Genomic DNA, 14136 nt, shown 5'->3' with positions numbered 1-14136 from the left:
GGCTCACTGGCCTTTCGTGCTGATGTTGAGCAGGCTGATCGCCTGGCGCGGGCAAGCGTCGACCGCGGATTTGACGTTGTCCCAGGTACGTTGATCCCACTGGCCGTCTGCCGGGGCGGCGCCGGCCACCTCGTCGTCAGACAGGTCGAACACCTCAGGGGCAAGTTGGATACAGAGTGCATGTCCCTCGCACAGACCGGCGTCCACCTGGACCCGGGTCGCGCTCATGTCTTCGGGCATCGGTTTCCTCAGTTCATAATTTGATCAATCGATCAAACCGTTAGGATGGCTCATGCTTACCACCCCCGACCTTCGGCGGTCAAGGATCTCGCACGACCAGGTACATCTGTTGTCGGGCAATGGTTTTCGGAGGTTGCGCTGATGCCGGCGGCACGATCGGCCAAAGACAAGGACGCGGGCACCCGTAAGCGCCTCATCGAGGCAACTGCCCAGGTCATCCGCGACGAGGGGTACGCCGCGGCCACCACCCGGCGGATCGCGGCCGTGGCCGGCGTGCGGTCGGCGCTGGTCTACTACTACTTCGACACCCTCGACGACCTGTACATCGCGGTGCTGCGCAGCGGCGCCGACGCGGCCCTGGCCCGGCTGCGTGAGGCCACCACCACCGACGATCCGCTCCGGGCACTGTGGCTGATCAACTCCGACTCCCGGGTGACCGGGCTCAACACCGAGTTCATGGCTCTGGCCAATCACCGCAAGGCGATCGGCGTCGAACTCAAGGCCTACTCCGAGCGGGTCCGCGACATCGAGGCCACCGCCATGGCCGGCGTACTCCGCACCCACGGTGTGGACATGGAGGAGTTCCCGCCTGTGGTGATGTCGATGCTGCTCACCCAGTCCGCCCGCAGCCTGTGCAACGAAGAGGCGGTCGGCGTGACCGAGGGCCACGCCGAGTTCCGCGCCTTCGTCGAGCGGTTTCTGAGCCGGTTCGGTAGCGAGGCGGCTGCTACTTGAGCATGCTGCCCGCGTCGACCGTGACCGGCAGGCCGGTGATGTAGCGGGCCTCGTCGGAAGCCAGGAACAACACCGCATTGCTGATATCCACGGGCTCCACCCAGCCGACCGGGAGCACGTGCATCAACTGGGCGACCACGGCCATGTCGTCAGGACCCGGGTTCTCCAGGTCGGGACGGAACAGCTTCATCGTCCCCTCGTTCATGAACATCGGGGTGTTCACGTTCGTCGGACACACCGAGTTGACCCGGATCGAGTGCTGCCCCAATTCGACCGCGAAGCTGCGCATCAGACCGATCACACCGTGCTTGGCCGCGATGTAGTGTCCGGTGTTCGGGTACGCCTTGAGACCGCCGACCGAGCTGGTGAGGACGATCGAGCCGCCACGGCCACCGGAAAGCAGATGCGGTACAGCAGCTTTCACGGTCTTCCAGACGCCGGACAGATTGACGCCGATCATGTCGTCCCAGTCGGATTCCTTGGTCTTGTCCAGGGTGTCGCCGCCGTTGCCGATACCGGCGTTGGCCACCACGATATCGAGCCGGCCCAGCTGTTCGACACCGCTGTCGACAGCTGCCTTGAGCGCACCGAAATCACGCACATCCAGTTCCGCTGTGACGATGCGGCGGTTCAGCCCCTTGACCAGATCGGCCGTCTCGGCCAAATCGTCCGGGGTCGATGCCGGGATCGCGCTGGTATCGGTAACCGGGCGGCACACATCGACAGCGATGATGTCCGCACCCTCTTGCGCCAGTCGCAGCGCGTGACTGCGCCCCTGCCCGCGCGCCGCACCCGTGATGAATGCAACCTTGCCTTCTACCCGGCCTGCCATCGCAACCTTCTTTCGTTTTGATCGAACGATCAAACTATGAGCACCTACTGAGGTTATGTCAAGAGCAAGATTGATCATTCGATCAATGCACGACGTGTACGCCCCGTTGCCCATTCCGGCGCCCCGTAAGCGCAGTTATGGGTTGCCTCTCAGCCCACTCTCAGGTGGTACATAGCCAAACCGGCGGCCACCATCGCGGGCGTCGACCATCGGGTGCACCCTCGCCTACCTGCGCAGATTGCTGACCGGAGACCGTCCACCCACAGGAAGTTCACAGGTATATAGCTGCCCTAAGTGTGGTTAGCCATACCTATTGTTTCTTAGGTAAGTCTCAGCTAACGTCTGACCGCCGCCGCAGGGGCGGCGTATGTATTCGAAAGAGGAGATCTTCGTGCAACAAGCACTGCCATGGTCGGGCGGCGGCCGGATGAACAAGTTCGTCGTCGGCGGTATCGCGGCGCTGGGCGCCGGCGTCATCGCCGTCAACCCGATCGCCACCAGCCCGGCCCTGATCGAGGCCCAGCACCGCGCGGTCCAGCTCGTGGCCGATGCCACCGCTTCGCCTCTGGACGTCTACGGCGAGCTGTTCAACAACACCATCACGAACATCAGCACCCTAGGTGGGCAGCTCGCGGCGAACCCGTTCCCCGTCCTGAGCACGATTGCCGCGAACCAGCAGGGCTATGCCGAACAGATCGGCGCGGCCATCGAGGCCATCCCCACCACGTTCCAGAACTGGTATGAGAACGGCGGTAGAGAGGGCAGCGCCGGCAAGGTCTACGTGGCCGCCATCCAGACCGCACTGGAAGCCGGGGATTTCAACACCGCGTACGACAACTTCAACAAGTTCTTCCTGTTCGGCCTGCAGAACTCAATCCTGCCGGTCGCCAACGTACTCTTCACCATTCCCCCGAAGATGGCACAGAACTTCGCCGACGCGGTCACCGCCGTATCCAGCGCGGGCACCTTGGTGTACGGCCTTTTCCAGTCCCTGTTCGCCCCGTTGAGCGGCTCGGCGTTCGAGGCATCTAGGGTCAACGATGCGATCTCGGCAGCAGTGTCGTCGGGTGATGTGGCGGGCGCGGTCACCGCGATCGTCAACGCACCCGGCATCATCGCGAACGCGTTCCTCAACGGATTCGACTACAACGACGCCGACACCACCGAAGCGTGGTCGGGACTGTTCTCCCCCAAGGGAACCCGGGCCAGCGGCGGCCCGATCTCACAGCTGCTGATCACCATTCCGCAGAAGATCGCCGCCGCCATCACCAACACGACCGCCACGACGGCCTCCACGACCGGGGCCACTGTGGTCGCGGATGCCCTTGCACCGGTGAGTGATTCGACGACATCCGCGGCTGTCGAGACGTCGGTCACCGACCTCGGCAGCGGCACCGACGCCGCCGACGCGGCCGAGGTCGCGGCCGCGTCGACCGCAGCCACTGCGAAGACCGCCAAGGCCGCCAAGGCCGCCCTGACCGCGAAGACCACGACTGACACGGCCACCGACACCGCCGACGCGACAGCTGCGAGCACCACCGATGCGGCTGCCACGACGACAACCGAGGAGACCAAGTCGGAAGAGGCCAAACCCGCGAAGGCCGAGTCGAGCACCGACGGCAAGCCCGGCGGAAGCCGGCTGAGCTCGGCCGTCAAGAAGCTCAGCGACAAGGTCAAGGGCCCCAAGAGCAAGGCCGGCTCGTCGGACGCCGGTGACAGCTCGGCCTCCGACAAGAGCGTGTCCAAGAGCGAGAGCAAGCACGCCAAGAAGGAGTCGGGCCACAAGTCCGCAGCCTGATCACGGCACAGCACAACTGGGCCCTCTCCGCGAGGAGGGGGCCCAGTCCTGTCTGGGCGTACACGAAACTGGGCCCCACCCTTTCGGATGAGGCCCAGCTACGCGCAGCGCTATCTACTCGGACGAGGAGCTCGAGCTTCCCTTGGAGTCGCTGGAGTCCTTGGACTTGCTGGAGTCCTTGGACTTGCCGGCGTCGGTGGACTTGGCTTCCTTCGCCTTGGCCTTGGCTTCCTTGGCCTCCTTGGCCTTGGCCTGCCGGGCTTCCTTGGCCTCGCTGATCTTGGCCTTGATCCGGTCCGTGACCTTGGTCTTGCCCGTGGTCTTGGTGTCGGCGGTGACCGTCTTGGTCGCCGCCGGCGTCGTGGCGGCCTCGGTGGCGGCCGCATCGGTCGCTGCCGGAACGACACTGGCCGCAGGCGTCTCGACCTTTACTGCCTCGACAGCCGGGGTTTCGACCTTCGGGGACTCGACAGCCGGGCTCTCGGCCTTCGGGGCCTCGACGGCCGGGGCCGCTTCCTTGACCGACTCGACGACCGACTCGGTCAGCGCCGCCTTGGGCGCAACTGCGGAGACCAGCTGAGCGGAGACGCTCGTCGGCACCGCCGTCGGAGCGACCTCCGGGGTGTTGTCGATGGCATTGGCGAGGGTCTTGGGGATGTTCACCAGCAGGTTCTGCAGCAGACCCGCGACCACCCGGGCGCCTCCCTGCTCGCCGGGCTCGGCCCAGGTGAGCAGGGCCGGCCACTCGGTGTAGCCGCCGGTGCCCGTCTCGGGGTCGGGGTCGGAGTACTTGAATCCGTTGAGCGCCGCGTTGACGAGGATCCCCGGCGTGTTGACGACGGCGTTGAAGGCCCCCTGCACGTCACCGGCCGCGACGCTGGTGCTGACAGCCTCGGCGATGCGGGCGAGCTCGAACGTCGGGCCGCTGATCGTCGCGAAGGCACCCTGGAACAGGGCGCTCACGACAACACTCGAGGTGAAGGTGGCCGCGACCACCTTGGTGAAGTTCTGTGCGATCTGCTCCGGGATCCCGGCCAGGTACACGGTCCCGCCACGCGGCGTGCCCGACAGGATGAAGCCGGGAGCGGTCAGCGAACCGAAGGCGCCCTGGAACGCGTACAGCATGGAGTGGTTGAACCACCGGTATGCCTCGCCGATGTCGCCTGCCTCGAGAGCGGCCTGCGCCTGCGCCAACCGGGCCTGGCCGTTGGGGCCGTTGTACCAGTTCTGCAGGTTGGTGGGGATGGCCTCGAACGCCGCGCCGAACTTTGCCGCGTACCCCTGCTGGTTCTCCAGCACCTGACTCAGGAACGGTGCCGGATTCGCCGCGAGCGCGGCGCCCAGGGACTGGAGGTTGCCGACGGTGTTGCTGACCAGCGTCCCGTAGACGTCGACCGGCGAGGCGGTCGCATCCATCGTCGCCGTCAGGTCGTAGGCGAGGGTCTTGGCCTGCTGAACGATCGTCGAGTTCTGGGCAACCGGGGTCACCGCGATGGCGCTGGCACTGACCATTGCGACGCCGGCGATAAGGAACCGATCCTTCCGGCTCACCGCAGGGGCGGCGCCGGAGGAGAGGGCGGGAAGGGGCACGAAATCTCCTGAAAGCTGATAATTGACTGTGGAACGACCAAAAATTAGCTTAGCGTTCCCTAAATATCAATAGGTATGCCTACCCTGACTTCCGAGAGCGTAAATATGTGCTGGACAGGCCCCGGTTCCGGGGTTGCGCCGAGACGTGAACACGAACTGGGCCCCCTCTTGGAGGAGGGGGCCCAGTTTGCGTCAGCGATGAAAAGTAGTCAGAGCCAGGTGTCGGACGTGGTGGCGGTGAGGAACGCATCAAGATCGTCACGCCACTGCGCCGGGGTGTTCTTGTCCGGCTCGATCCCGGTGTACTCGCCGCGGTAGAACAGCAGCGGCCGGGGCTTGCGCTTGGGGACTTCGGACAACGAGTGCACCGCACCGAACACCACGAAGTGGTCACCGCCGTCGTGCACGGAGTGCACATTGCAGTCGATGTGGGCGAGGCTGCCGTCGATCACCGGGGAGCCGAGTTCCGAAGGACTCCAATCGATCCCGGCGAACTTGTCCGGCGCCTTGGAGCCGAACTGCGCCGACACATGCTGCTGCTTCTCGTGCAGCATGTTCACGCAGAACTTGCCACTGGCCTCGATGGCCTGCCACGCCCGCGACTGTTTGGTGGGGCAGAACAACACCAGCGGCGGGTCGAGCGACAACGCGGCAAACGACTGGCAGGCGAAGCCGATCGGCACGTCGTCGTGAAAGGTCGTGATGACCGTGACGCCGGTGCAGAACTGGCCGAGCACATTTCGGAATGTGCGCGGGTCGATTGCGGGAGCCGACATGTTTACTTGAAGCCCACGGAGAAGTCGTGGCCCCAGAGACTGATCCCGACGCTCTCCCGGGCGATCCAGCTCTCGTCCTCGACTTCGAGTCCCTCACAACCGAATTCCATGTCGAACCCACCCGGGGTCTTCATGTAGAAGGACAGCATCTTGTCGTTGATGTGCCGGCCCAGCGTCGCCGACATCTTGACGTTCCGGCGGTTGGCGCGATCCAGGCACAGGCCGACGTCGTCGGAGTTCTCCACCTCGACCATCAGGTGCACGATGCCGGTCGGGTTGGGCATCGGCATGAAAGCCAGCGCGTGATGGCGCGGGTTGCAGCCGTAGAAACGCAGCCAGACCGGATCGCCGTCGGCCGGGCGACCCGCGAGCTGCGGGGGCAGCTGCATCGAGTCGCGGAGCCTGAAGCCAAGCACGTCCTGGTAGAACGCCTGCGCTGCGGCATCGTCGTTGCAGGTCAGCACCACGTGCCCGAGGCCCTGCTCTTCGGTGACGAACTTGTGGCCGTACGGGCTGACGAACCGGCGGCCCAGGTACTGCGCACCGTAGAACGCCTCCAGGACGTTGCCGGCCGGATCGGAGAACCGGATGAAGCCCTCGACCCGGCGTTCGCGGATCTCGTCCCTGGTGCCCTCGGCGAAATCGACGCCGGCCTTGGACAGGCTCTCGCGCAGGATCTGCAGCGCAGGGGCGTCGGCAACCTCCCAGCCGGAGACCAACAGCCGGTCCTGGTCGCCGGGCACGATCACCAGGCGAGCCGCGAAATCGTCCATCCGCAGGTAGAGCGCGTCCGGGATGGACCCCTCGCCCTCAACCATGCCGAGCACTTTCACACCGAACTGGCGCCACGCGGCCACGTCGGTGGCCTCGATGCGCATGTAGCCGAGTGCCTTGATGCTCACGGTCAGCCTCCCAGGAAATCGATGGTGAGCTTGTTGAACTCGTCGAACTTCTCGACCTGAGCCCAATGTCCACACTGCCCGAAGACGTGCAGTTGTACCCGCGGAATCTGCTTGACGGCGACCAGTGCGCCATCGAGCGGATTGACCCGGTCCTCCCGGCCCCAGATCAACAGCACCGGCTGGCGCAGCTTGTACACCTCGCGCCACATCATGCCGAGCTCGAAGTCCGCACCGGCGAACGACTTACCCATCGCACGGGTAGCGGCCAGCGACTCCGGCGTGCTCGCGATCGCGAACCGCTCGTCGACCAGCTCAGGGGTGACCAGCTTCTGGTCGAAAACCATGATCCGGATGAAGGCTTCGAGGTTCTCGCGCGTCGGCTCGAAGTTGAACTTGGCGAGCGCCTTGACGCCCTCGGTCGGGTCCGGCGCGAACAGGTTGACGCTGAGTCCGCCGGGGCCCATCAGGATGAGCTTGCCCGCCCGGTCCGGGTAGTCCAGCGCGAAGCGGACCGCGGTGCCGCCGCCGAGCGAGTTGCCCAGCAGCGGGACACGGCCCGTGATCTCCAGCCTGTCGAGCAGGCCGAGCACTGCCTTGGCGCTGTAGCGGTTGTACTGCTCGTGCTCGGTGTGCTTGTCCGACAGGCCATAGCCGGGCTGGTCGATGGCCAGCACGTGGTACTTCTCCGCGAGCACGGCGATGTTGCGGCCGAAGTTCGACCAGCTGGACGCACCGGGCCCGCCGCCGTGCAGCAGCACGATGGTCTGCGCCGTCGGGTCACCGGCCTCGTGGTAGTGCAACCGCATGGCCAGATCCCCGGCCTGCACATCGGCAAAGCGCGAGGTGGATTCGAAGGTGATCTCCTGGGTGGCGGTCATGTATCAGACCATCGTGTCGGCCGGGGGCAGGCCGAACTCGTTGTTGCCGAAGATCAGGTAGGCACGCTCGGGATCGTTGGCGGCGTGCACGCGGCCGGCGTGCGCGTCACGCCAGAACCGCTGCACCGGAGCGTCATTGGACAGCGCGGTGGCCCCCGAGGCCTCGAAGAGGCGGTCGATCGAGGCGATCGACCGGCCGGTGGCTCGCACCTGATCGCGACGGGCGCGGGCCCGCAGCTCGAACGGGATCTCCTCGCCGGCGACCAGCAGCGCGTACTCTTCGGCGACGTTGCCGGACAGCTGACGCCAGGCGGCGTCGATGTCGCTGGCGGCCTCGGCGATCCGGATCTTGGCGAACGGATCGTCCTTGGCCTTCTCGCCGGCGAAGGCCGCACGGACACGCTTGCCCTGGTGCTCGACGTGCGCGTCGTAGGCGCCGTAGGCCATGCCCACGATCGGGGTGGAGATGGTGGTGGGATGGATTGTGCCCCACGGCATCTTGTACACGGGAGCGGTGTTGGTCTCGTAGCCGCCGGCGGTGCCGTCGTTCATTGCCTTGTAGGACAGGAAGCGGTGCTTGGGCACGAAAGCGTCCTTGACCACGACGGTGTTGCTGCCGGTGCCGCGCAGGCCGACCACGTTCCAGACGTCGTCGATCTTGTAGTCGCTGATCGGGATCAGGAAGCTGCCGAAGTCGACCGGCCGGCCGTCCTTGATGACCGGGCCACCCAGGAACGCCCAGGTGGCGTGGTCGCAACCCGATGACCAGTTCCAGGAGCCGTTGACGATGTAGCCGTCACCGGTCTCGGTCACCACGCCGGCACCCATCGGGGCGTAGGAGGAGGAGATCCGAACCGCGGTGTCCTCGCCCCAGACATCTTCCTGAGCCCGCTGATCGAACAGGGCCAGGTGCCAGTTGTGCACGCCGATGATGCCGGCCACCCAGCCGGTGGAACCACAGGCGCTGGCCAGCCGCCGGACCGCCTCGTAGAAGACAGTCGGGTCGCACTGCAGGCCACCCCACTGTTCGGGCTGCAGCAGCTTGAAGAAACCAACGTCTTCCAGCGCCTTCACGTTCGCATCGGGCAGCTTGCGCAGATCCTCGGTCTCCTGAGCGCGCTCACGCAGCGTCGGCAACAGTTCATCGATGCCGGCCAGAACCGCCTGCACGTCACGCTGTTCAATGGATGTCACGGAAATGCCTCCCAAGATTCGGACTGCGATAAGCGCGAGCTGACCGCCTAGACAGAGATTAGAACACGTTACGATTTGTGTCGAGTAGCGCCTTGCAATGGTGGGCTGGACCAGGGCAAGTACGTTTTTGTAACATGTTCTAGTTATGAGCGAAGAAAGGGTCCAGCCGTGACTGATGAGCCACTGGGCAGCCATGTCCTCGAACTGCAGGTGAGTGCGGTCATCGAGGAGACGGCCGATGCGCGGTCCCTGGTGTTCTGCGTACCGAGCGGTCCAGGAGACCCGGTGATCCCTTCCGAAAAACTCCGCTACGCCCCGGGGCAGTTCCTGACCCTGCGGGTACCGAGCGATCGCACCGGCTCGGTGGCCCGTTGTTACTCGCTGTCCAGCTCGCCGGTGACCGACGATCAGCTGACCGTCACGGTCAAGCGGACCGTCGACGGCTACGCGTCGAACTGGCTGTGCGACAACGCACACGCCGGGATGCGGATGCATGTGCTGGCCCCGTCCGGGACGTTCGTGCCCAAGAATCTCGACACCGACTTCCTGCTGCTGGCCGCGGGCAGCGGCATCACCCCGATGATGGCGATCTGCAAGTCCGCCCTCGCCGAGGGCAGCGGCAACGTCGTCCTCGTGTACGCCAACCGCGACGAGAACTCGGTCATCTTCGGCGCGACCCTGCGCGAGCTGGCGGCCAAGTACCCCGACCGGTTCACCGTCGTGCACTGGCTGGAGACCGTGCAGGGGCTGCCCAGCCCCGCCGCGCTGGCCGGGCTCGTCGCGCCCTACGCCGCTCGCGAGGCCTTCATCTGCGGGCCCGGACCGTTCATGGCCGCCGCCGAGCAGGCGCTGCAGCAGGCCGGTGCCGCCGACGAGCGCATCCACATCGAGGTGTTCAAGTCGCTGGACTCCGACCCGTTCGCCGCCGTGGTGATCGAAGAAGATGACAGCGACCAGGGGCCGGCCACCGCGATCGTCACGCTGGACGGCACCACCCACGAGGTCCGCTGGCCGCGCTCGGCCACGCTGCTCGACGTCCTGCTGGACAAGGGGCTGGACGCACCGTTCTCCTGCCGCGAAGGCCATTGCGGCGCATGCGCGGTACTCAAGAAGTCCGGGGACGTCGAGATGAAGATCAACGACGTGCTCGAACCATCCGATCTCGACGAGGGCCTGATCCTGGGTTGCCAGGCCACGCCGGTGTCGGATTCGGTCGAAGTCACCTACGACGAGTAACGAGCGGATACCTTTCTTGACGATGACGATCAACAGGCTCTTCGCAGCGAGCGCGGCGGCGGTGCTGACCGCGGCTGCGCTGACCCTCCCGGCGTCGGCCTCGGCCGCCGCGAACTCGGCCGTCACCTCGGTTCCCAGCCCACAGGGCGACATCGAGATGCACGTCAGCGCCGACTGCGCGGGCACACAGTGCACGTTCAACACTCAGGCCAACCTGCTCACGCCGGACGGCCCCATCGGTTTCCCGGGTGACGCGTGGGCGCGGCAGACCATCACGCTGCGCAGCACCAACAAGGACACCTGGCAGGAGGCCTCCTACAGCGCGCCGGCCGGAATGCCCAGGGAGATCAAGGGCTCCAACCACGACAACGTGCTGTCGAAGCTGTACCGGTCGGTCAACAAGGTCGAGATCTCGGCGACCTACTTCGGCGGCGGACCGCTCGAGCGATTCCGCGTCGAGGGCGTGTCGACCCCCACCGAGTGGCGGACCGGCCAGCCCAACACGAAGGACCAGTTCATCATCTGCTCAGTGATCCAGGTGGTCTTCGGAGGGGTCAACCTGACCACGCCGACCGCCTGCACCCAGACCGGCTTCTGACATGTGCCTGTCCACGAGCTTGCGCCACCGGCGGTGCCGGTAGGCGTAGATCCCGCGGGCAAGCATCACCACCACGGAAGTGAGCCGGCCGGCGTCGATCTCGACGGTGTCGCTGTACCGGCACGACTCATCGGTGACCGGTTCGACGTGCAGGGTGTGGTCCCACGAGCGCAGCACCCCGCCGTACTCGTGGGTGCGGATCGTGCGGGTGCCGTCGTCGACCGCGAGAACCTCGATGGTGTGCCGGTAGGCCGGGATCAGGTGGAAGGCGAACAGCCAACCGGTGCCCTGGTCTCCGGCCTTGAACGGTTCGGTACGGCCGGCCAGAGCCGGCACGCCGAACAGACCGCGGCAGACGTAGAGAAATGTCGGGACCTGCTGCATGGCCTGCCACACCCGTTCGGTGTCGGCGGGCAGAATCGTTTCAACGTGGATGCGCTGCATGTCACCAATTTTCGAGAGCCGCGCAGCGGCTGACTACTCGCTTTTCGCGCGGAGGCGACGATGACCCCGACCGACCGATTCCGGCCCCGTAAGCAGCCCAGACAGCAACGCGCCGTCGAAACCCGGCAGGCCATCCTCGACGCGGCGGCTCGCATTTTCGCCGAGTACGGGTACGCCGCGGGCACCACCAACCGCATCGCCGAAGCAGCGGATCTGTCGATCGGCTCGCTGTATCAGTACTTCCCGAACAAGGACGCGATCCTGTCGGCGCTCACCGACGCACATGTCGACGCCGGTGCGGCGCTGCTGCGCGAGCGCACGGCCGAAGGCCTGCCCGAGTCACTCGAAGACCTGCTTCGGCTGTTCGTCCGGGCGACCATCGACAACCACCGCGATGACACCCGCCTGCACCGCGTGCTGTTCGAAGAGGCTCCTCGATCGCCGGGCCTGCTGAACCGGCTGCACCACACCGAAGAGGACGCCGTCAGCGCGGCAAAAGCCTTGCTGGACAGCCACTCCGACGTGGCGGTGGTCGACACCGCATTCGCGGCACGCATGGTGGTCGCGACCGTCGAGTCGCTGACACACCGGCTACTGGCCTGCGATAAGCCCGCCGATGCCGAACAACTCGAGGACGGCATCGTCGCGATGCTGGCGGGTTACCTACGGGGCTAGCGCGGCAGGCCGAGCAACCGCTCACCGGCGACGGTCAGCAGGATCTGCTCGGTGCCACCGGCAATCGTCAGGCAGCGCGTGTTGAGGAAGTCGTGCACCTCGCGGTTGCGCACCACACCGCCGCCGTCGGACAGTTCCAGCCGGAACTCCGCCAGCGTCTGGCGGTAGCGCACACCGATCAGCTTGCGGGCGCTGGCCTGCGCGCCGGTGTCCTGACCGCTGACCGCCAGCTGGGCGATCCGCTGATCCAGCAGAGAGCCCACCTGAGCCGTCAGGATCAACCCGCCGAGGCGGTCCAGATCGGCCGGGTCCACGTCCGGCTTGGCGCCGAGGGTGCGGAGCAGTTCCTCCATCGGATTGCCCAGCGCGGTCCCGCCGGCCATCGCCACCCGCTCGTTGGCCAGCGTGGTGCGGGCCAGCCGCCAGCCGTCGTTGACGGTGCCCACCACCATCTCGTCGGGCACGAACACGTCGTCGAAGAACACCTCGTTGAACAGTTCGTCACCGGTGATCTCGCGCAGCGGGCGGATCACGATGCCCGGCGTCTTCATGTCGATCAGGAAGTAGGTGATGCCTTTATGCTTCGGGGCGTCGGCGTCGGTGCGCGCCAGGCACACGCCCCAGTGCGCCTTCTGCGCGGCCGAGGTCCACACCTTCTGGCCGGTCAGCTTCCAGCCCGGCTCACCGTTCGGACCTTCCGCGCGAACAGCTTTCATGCGCAGGGCGGCCAGGTCGGAGCCGGCACCCGGCTCGGAGAACAGCTGGCACCAGGCCAGGTCACCGCGCAGCGTGGCCGGTACGAACTGGTCGATCTGTTCGGGGCTGCCGTGCTCCAGGATGGTCGGCACCGCCCACCAGCCGATCACCAGATCCGGGCGCTCCACCTCGGCCGCGGCGAGCTCCTGGTCGATCAGCAGCTGCTCGGCCGGAGATGCGTTGCGGCCGTAGGGACGTGGCCAGTGCGGGGCCAGCAGCCCGGACTCGGCCAGGGCCACCTGGCGCTTCTCCACCGGCAGCGCGGCCACCTCGGTGACCGCGGCACTGATCTCCGGGCGCAGACCCGCCACCGAGTCCAGATCGATACGCAGCTCACGCCGCACGCCCTGCTGGGTCAGTGCGGAGACCCGGCGGATCCACCGGCGCCTGCCACCGAGTGCATGCGAAATCCCATATGCGCGGCGCAGATACAGATGCGCCTCGTGCTCCCAGGTGATGCCGATACCGCCGAGCACCTGGATGCAGTCCTTGGCGTTGACCTCGGCGGCGTCGATGCCCGCGGCGGCCGCGACCGCGGCGGCGACCGACAGCTGCGAGTCATCGGATTCGGATACCGCGCGCGCCGCGTCGGCCGCCGATACCGAAATCTGCTCGGAGCGCAGCAGCATCTCGGCACACATGTGCTTGATCGCCTGGAAGCTGCCGATCGGCTTGCCGAACTGCTCACGCACCTTGGCGTACTCGGTGGCGGTCTGCAGGGTCCAGCGCGCCAGCCCGGCGGCCTCGGCTGCCAGCACGGTCGCGGTGATGTCCTCGAACCGCTGCCGCGAGACCTCGAGCACCTGTGCGGGCGCCGAATCGAGCACGACCCGGGCCAGTGGCATCGAGAAGTCGGTTGCGGTGAGCAGTTCGACACTCACGCCGGCGGCGCCCCCGTCGACCAGAACCACGCGGTCGCCGGCAGGCAGCAGCAGCACCCCGGCGGCGTCGGCGCCCAGGACGTACTCGGCGGTGCCCGACACCTTGTCGCCATCGAGACTCAGGTCGGCACTCAGCGCCGCACCGGCGGTGCGCTCACCCGAGATCAGGCCCTCGAGCAGGGCCTCATCGGTCACGACCAGGGTGGCCAGGGCCGTGGTGGCCACCGGGCCGGGCACCAGCGCGGCGGCGGCCTCGTCGACCATCGCGCACAGGTCCTCGACCGTGCCGCCGGCCCCGCCCTGCTCCTCCGGAACGGCAACGCTGAAGATCCCTAGTTCGGCGAGACCCTGAAACGGCCTGCGCCATGCATCGGCATCATGTTCGCCCTCGCGGACGGCGGTAGCGGTAGCAGCTGCAGCCGCCCAGCTACGCACCAGGTCACGGGCGGCAAACTGCTCGTCGGTGATCGTCGCAGACGCGCCGGACATGGTGGACCTCCTAGCCCCTCAAGCGAGAAGTCCGTGCTTCCCACTAGAACGTGTTCTAATGGTGACAGTGTTCGACCGTCAAGTCGACCCGCATCACAGCAGGACACGTCCG

At 66.3% G+C, this 14136-nt stretch carries 14 protein-coding genes; 5 read left to right on the top strand and 9 right to left on the bottom strand.

All coding sequences use genetic code 11. The features are described from left to right. Nucleotides 1-3: 3 nt before the first annotated feature. Nucleotides 4-240: a ferredoxin gene (locus tag ACNQVK_RS08260; RefSeq protein ID WP_418029127.1), complete on the bottom strand. Its 237-nt coding sequence runs from the start codon at nt 238-240 to the stop codon at nt 4-6. Nucleotides 241-381: 141 nt separating this feature from the next. On the opposite strand from ACNQVK_RS08260, the gene ACNQVK_RS08255 reads away from it, so the two are divergent. Beyond that, nucleotides 382-975, top strand: a complete 594-nt coding sequence (locus tag ACNQVK_RS08255; RefSeq protein WP_418029126.1) for a TetR/AcrR family transcriptional regulator — start codon at nt 382-384, stop codon at nt 973-975. Here ACNQVK_RS08255 and ACNQVK_RS08250 read toward each other — a convergent pair. Further along, the gene (locus ACNQVK_RS08250; protein WP_418029125.1) at nt 968-1807 is read right to left on the bottom strand and encodes a mycofactocin-coupled SDR family oxidoreductase; all 840 of its coding nucleotides are present in this window, start codon (nt 1805-1807) and stop codon (nt 968-970) included. The genes ACNQVK_RS08255 and ACNQVK_RS08250 overlap by 8 nt on opposite strands. A 367-nt stretch (nt 1808-2174) precedes the next feature. On the opposite strand from ACNQVK_RS08250, the gene ACNQVK_RS08245 reads away from it, so the two are divergent. After that, on the top strand, nt 2175-3605 hold the full coding sequence (locus tag ACNQVK_RS08245; RefSeq protein ID WP_418029124.1) for a hypothetical protein: 1431 nt from the start codon (nt 2175-2177) through the stop codon (nt 3603-3605). Nucleotides 3606-3719: 114 nt separating this feature from the next. On the opposite strand, the gene ACNQVK_RS08240 is transcribed toward ACNQVK_RS08245, so the two are convergent. The 5 genes from ACNQVK_RS08240 to hsaA all read right to left on the bottom strand — a co-directional run bounded on the left by ACNQVK_RS08240 (nt 3720) and on the right by hsaA (nt 8945). Continuing rightward, entirely contained in the window at nt 3720-5195 is a 1476-nt protein-coding gene (locus ACNQVK_RS08240; RefSeq protein ID WP_418029123.1) for a hypothetical protein, read from the bottom strand. Nucleotides 5196-5404: 209 nt separating this feature from the next. Further along, nucleotides 5405-5971 carry a 3-hydroxy-9,10-secoandrosta-1,3,5(10)-triene-9,17-dione monooxygenase reductase subunit gene (gene hsaB, locus ACNQVK_RS08235; RefSeq protein ID WP_418029122.1) on the bottom strand — a complete coding sequence of 189 codons (567 nt, stop codon included), beginning with the start codon at nt 5969-5971 and terminating at the stop codon, nt 5405-5407. Nucleotides 5972-5973: 2 nt separating this feature from the next. Next, complete coding sequence (gene hsaC / locus ACNQVK_RS08230) at nt 5974-6849, bottom strand: iron-dependent extradiol dioxygenase HsaC (RefSeq protein WP_418034038.1); 876 nt, start codon at nt 6847-6849, stop codon at nt 5974-5976. A gap of 26 nt (nt 6850-6875) precedes the next feature. After that, entirely contained in the window at nt 6876-7751 is an 876-nt protein-coding gene (hsaD, locus tag ACNQVK_RS08225; protein ID WP_418029121.1) for a 4,5:9,10-diseco-3-hydroxy-5,9,17-trioxoandrosta-1(10),2-diene-4-oate hydrolase, read from the bottom strand. A 3-nt stretch (nt 7752-7754) separates the two neighbouring features. Further along, nucleotides 7755-8945 carry a 3-hydroxy-9,10-secoandrosta-1,3,5(10)-triene-9,17-dione monooxygenase oxygenase subunit gene (gene hsaA, locus ACNQVK_RS08220; RefSeq protein ID WP_418029120.1) on the bottom strand — a complete coding sequence of 397 codons (1191 nt, stop codon included), beginning with the start codon at nt 8943-8945 and terminating at the stop codon, nt 7755-7757. A gap of 168 nt (nt 8946-9113) precedes the next feature. Here hsaA and ACNQVK_RS08215 point away from each other — a divergent pair, with 168 nt between their 5' ends. Both ACNQVK_RS08215 and ACNQVK_RS08210 read left to right on the top strand, forming a co-directional pair. Then, entirely contained in the window at nt 9114-10181 is a 1068-nt protein-coding gene (locus tag ACNQVK_RS08215) for a ferredoxin--NADP reductase (protein WP_205264857.1), read from the top strand. A gap of 22 nt (nt 10182-10203) precedes the next feature. After that, nucleotides 10204-10779: a hypothetical protein gene (locus ACNQVK_RS08210; protein ID WP_418029119.1), complete on the top strand. Its 576-nt coding sequence runs from the start codon at nt 10204-10206 to the stop codon at nt 10777-10779. Here the strand turns inward: ACNQVK_RS08210 and ACNQVK_RS08205 are convergent. Then, the gene (locus tag ACNQVK_RS08205; RefSeq protein WP_418029118.1) at nt 10708-11223 is read right to left on the bottom strand and encodes a hypothetical protein; all 516 of its coding nucleotides are present in this window, start codon (nt 11221-11223) and stop codon (nt 10708-10710) included. The genes ACNQVK_RS08210 and ACNQVK_RS08205 overlap by 72 nt on opposite strands. Nucleotides 11224-11283: 60 nt before the next feature. On the opposite strand from ACNQVK_RS08205, the gene ACNQVK_RS08200 reads away from it, so the two are divergent. Further along, a complete protein-coding gene (locus tag ACNQVK_RS08200) occupies nt 11284-11898 on the top strand; it encodes a TetR/AcrR family transcriptional regulator (protein WP_418029117.1) in 615 nt (204 codons plus the stop codon). On the opposite strand, the gene ACNQVK_RS08195 is transcribed toward ACNQVK_RS08200, so the two are convergent. After that, nucleotides 11895-14024, bottom strand: coding sequence for an acyl-CoA dehydrogenase (locus tag ACNQVK_RS08195; protein ID WP_418029116.1), 2130 nt, complete (start codon nt 14022-14024; stop codon nt 11895-11897). The genes ACNQVK_RS08200 and ACNQVK_RS08195 overlap by 4 nt on opposite strands. Nucleotides 14025-14136 lie beyond the last annotated feature (112 nt).

Origin of the sequence: Mycobacterium sp. 134 (assembly GCF_048282715.1) — a bacterium.
GTDB lineage: Bacteria > Actinomycetota > Actinomycetes > Mycobacteriales > Mycobacteriaceae > Mycobacterium > Mycobacterium septicum.
Note: the sequence above shows the minus strand (reverse complement) of the source record. Positions and strands in the feature narration are given on the sequence as shown.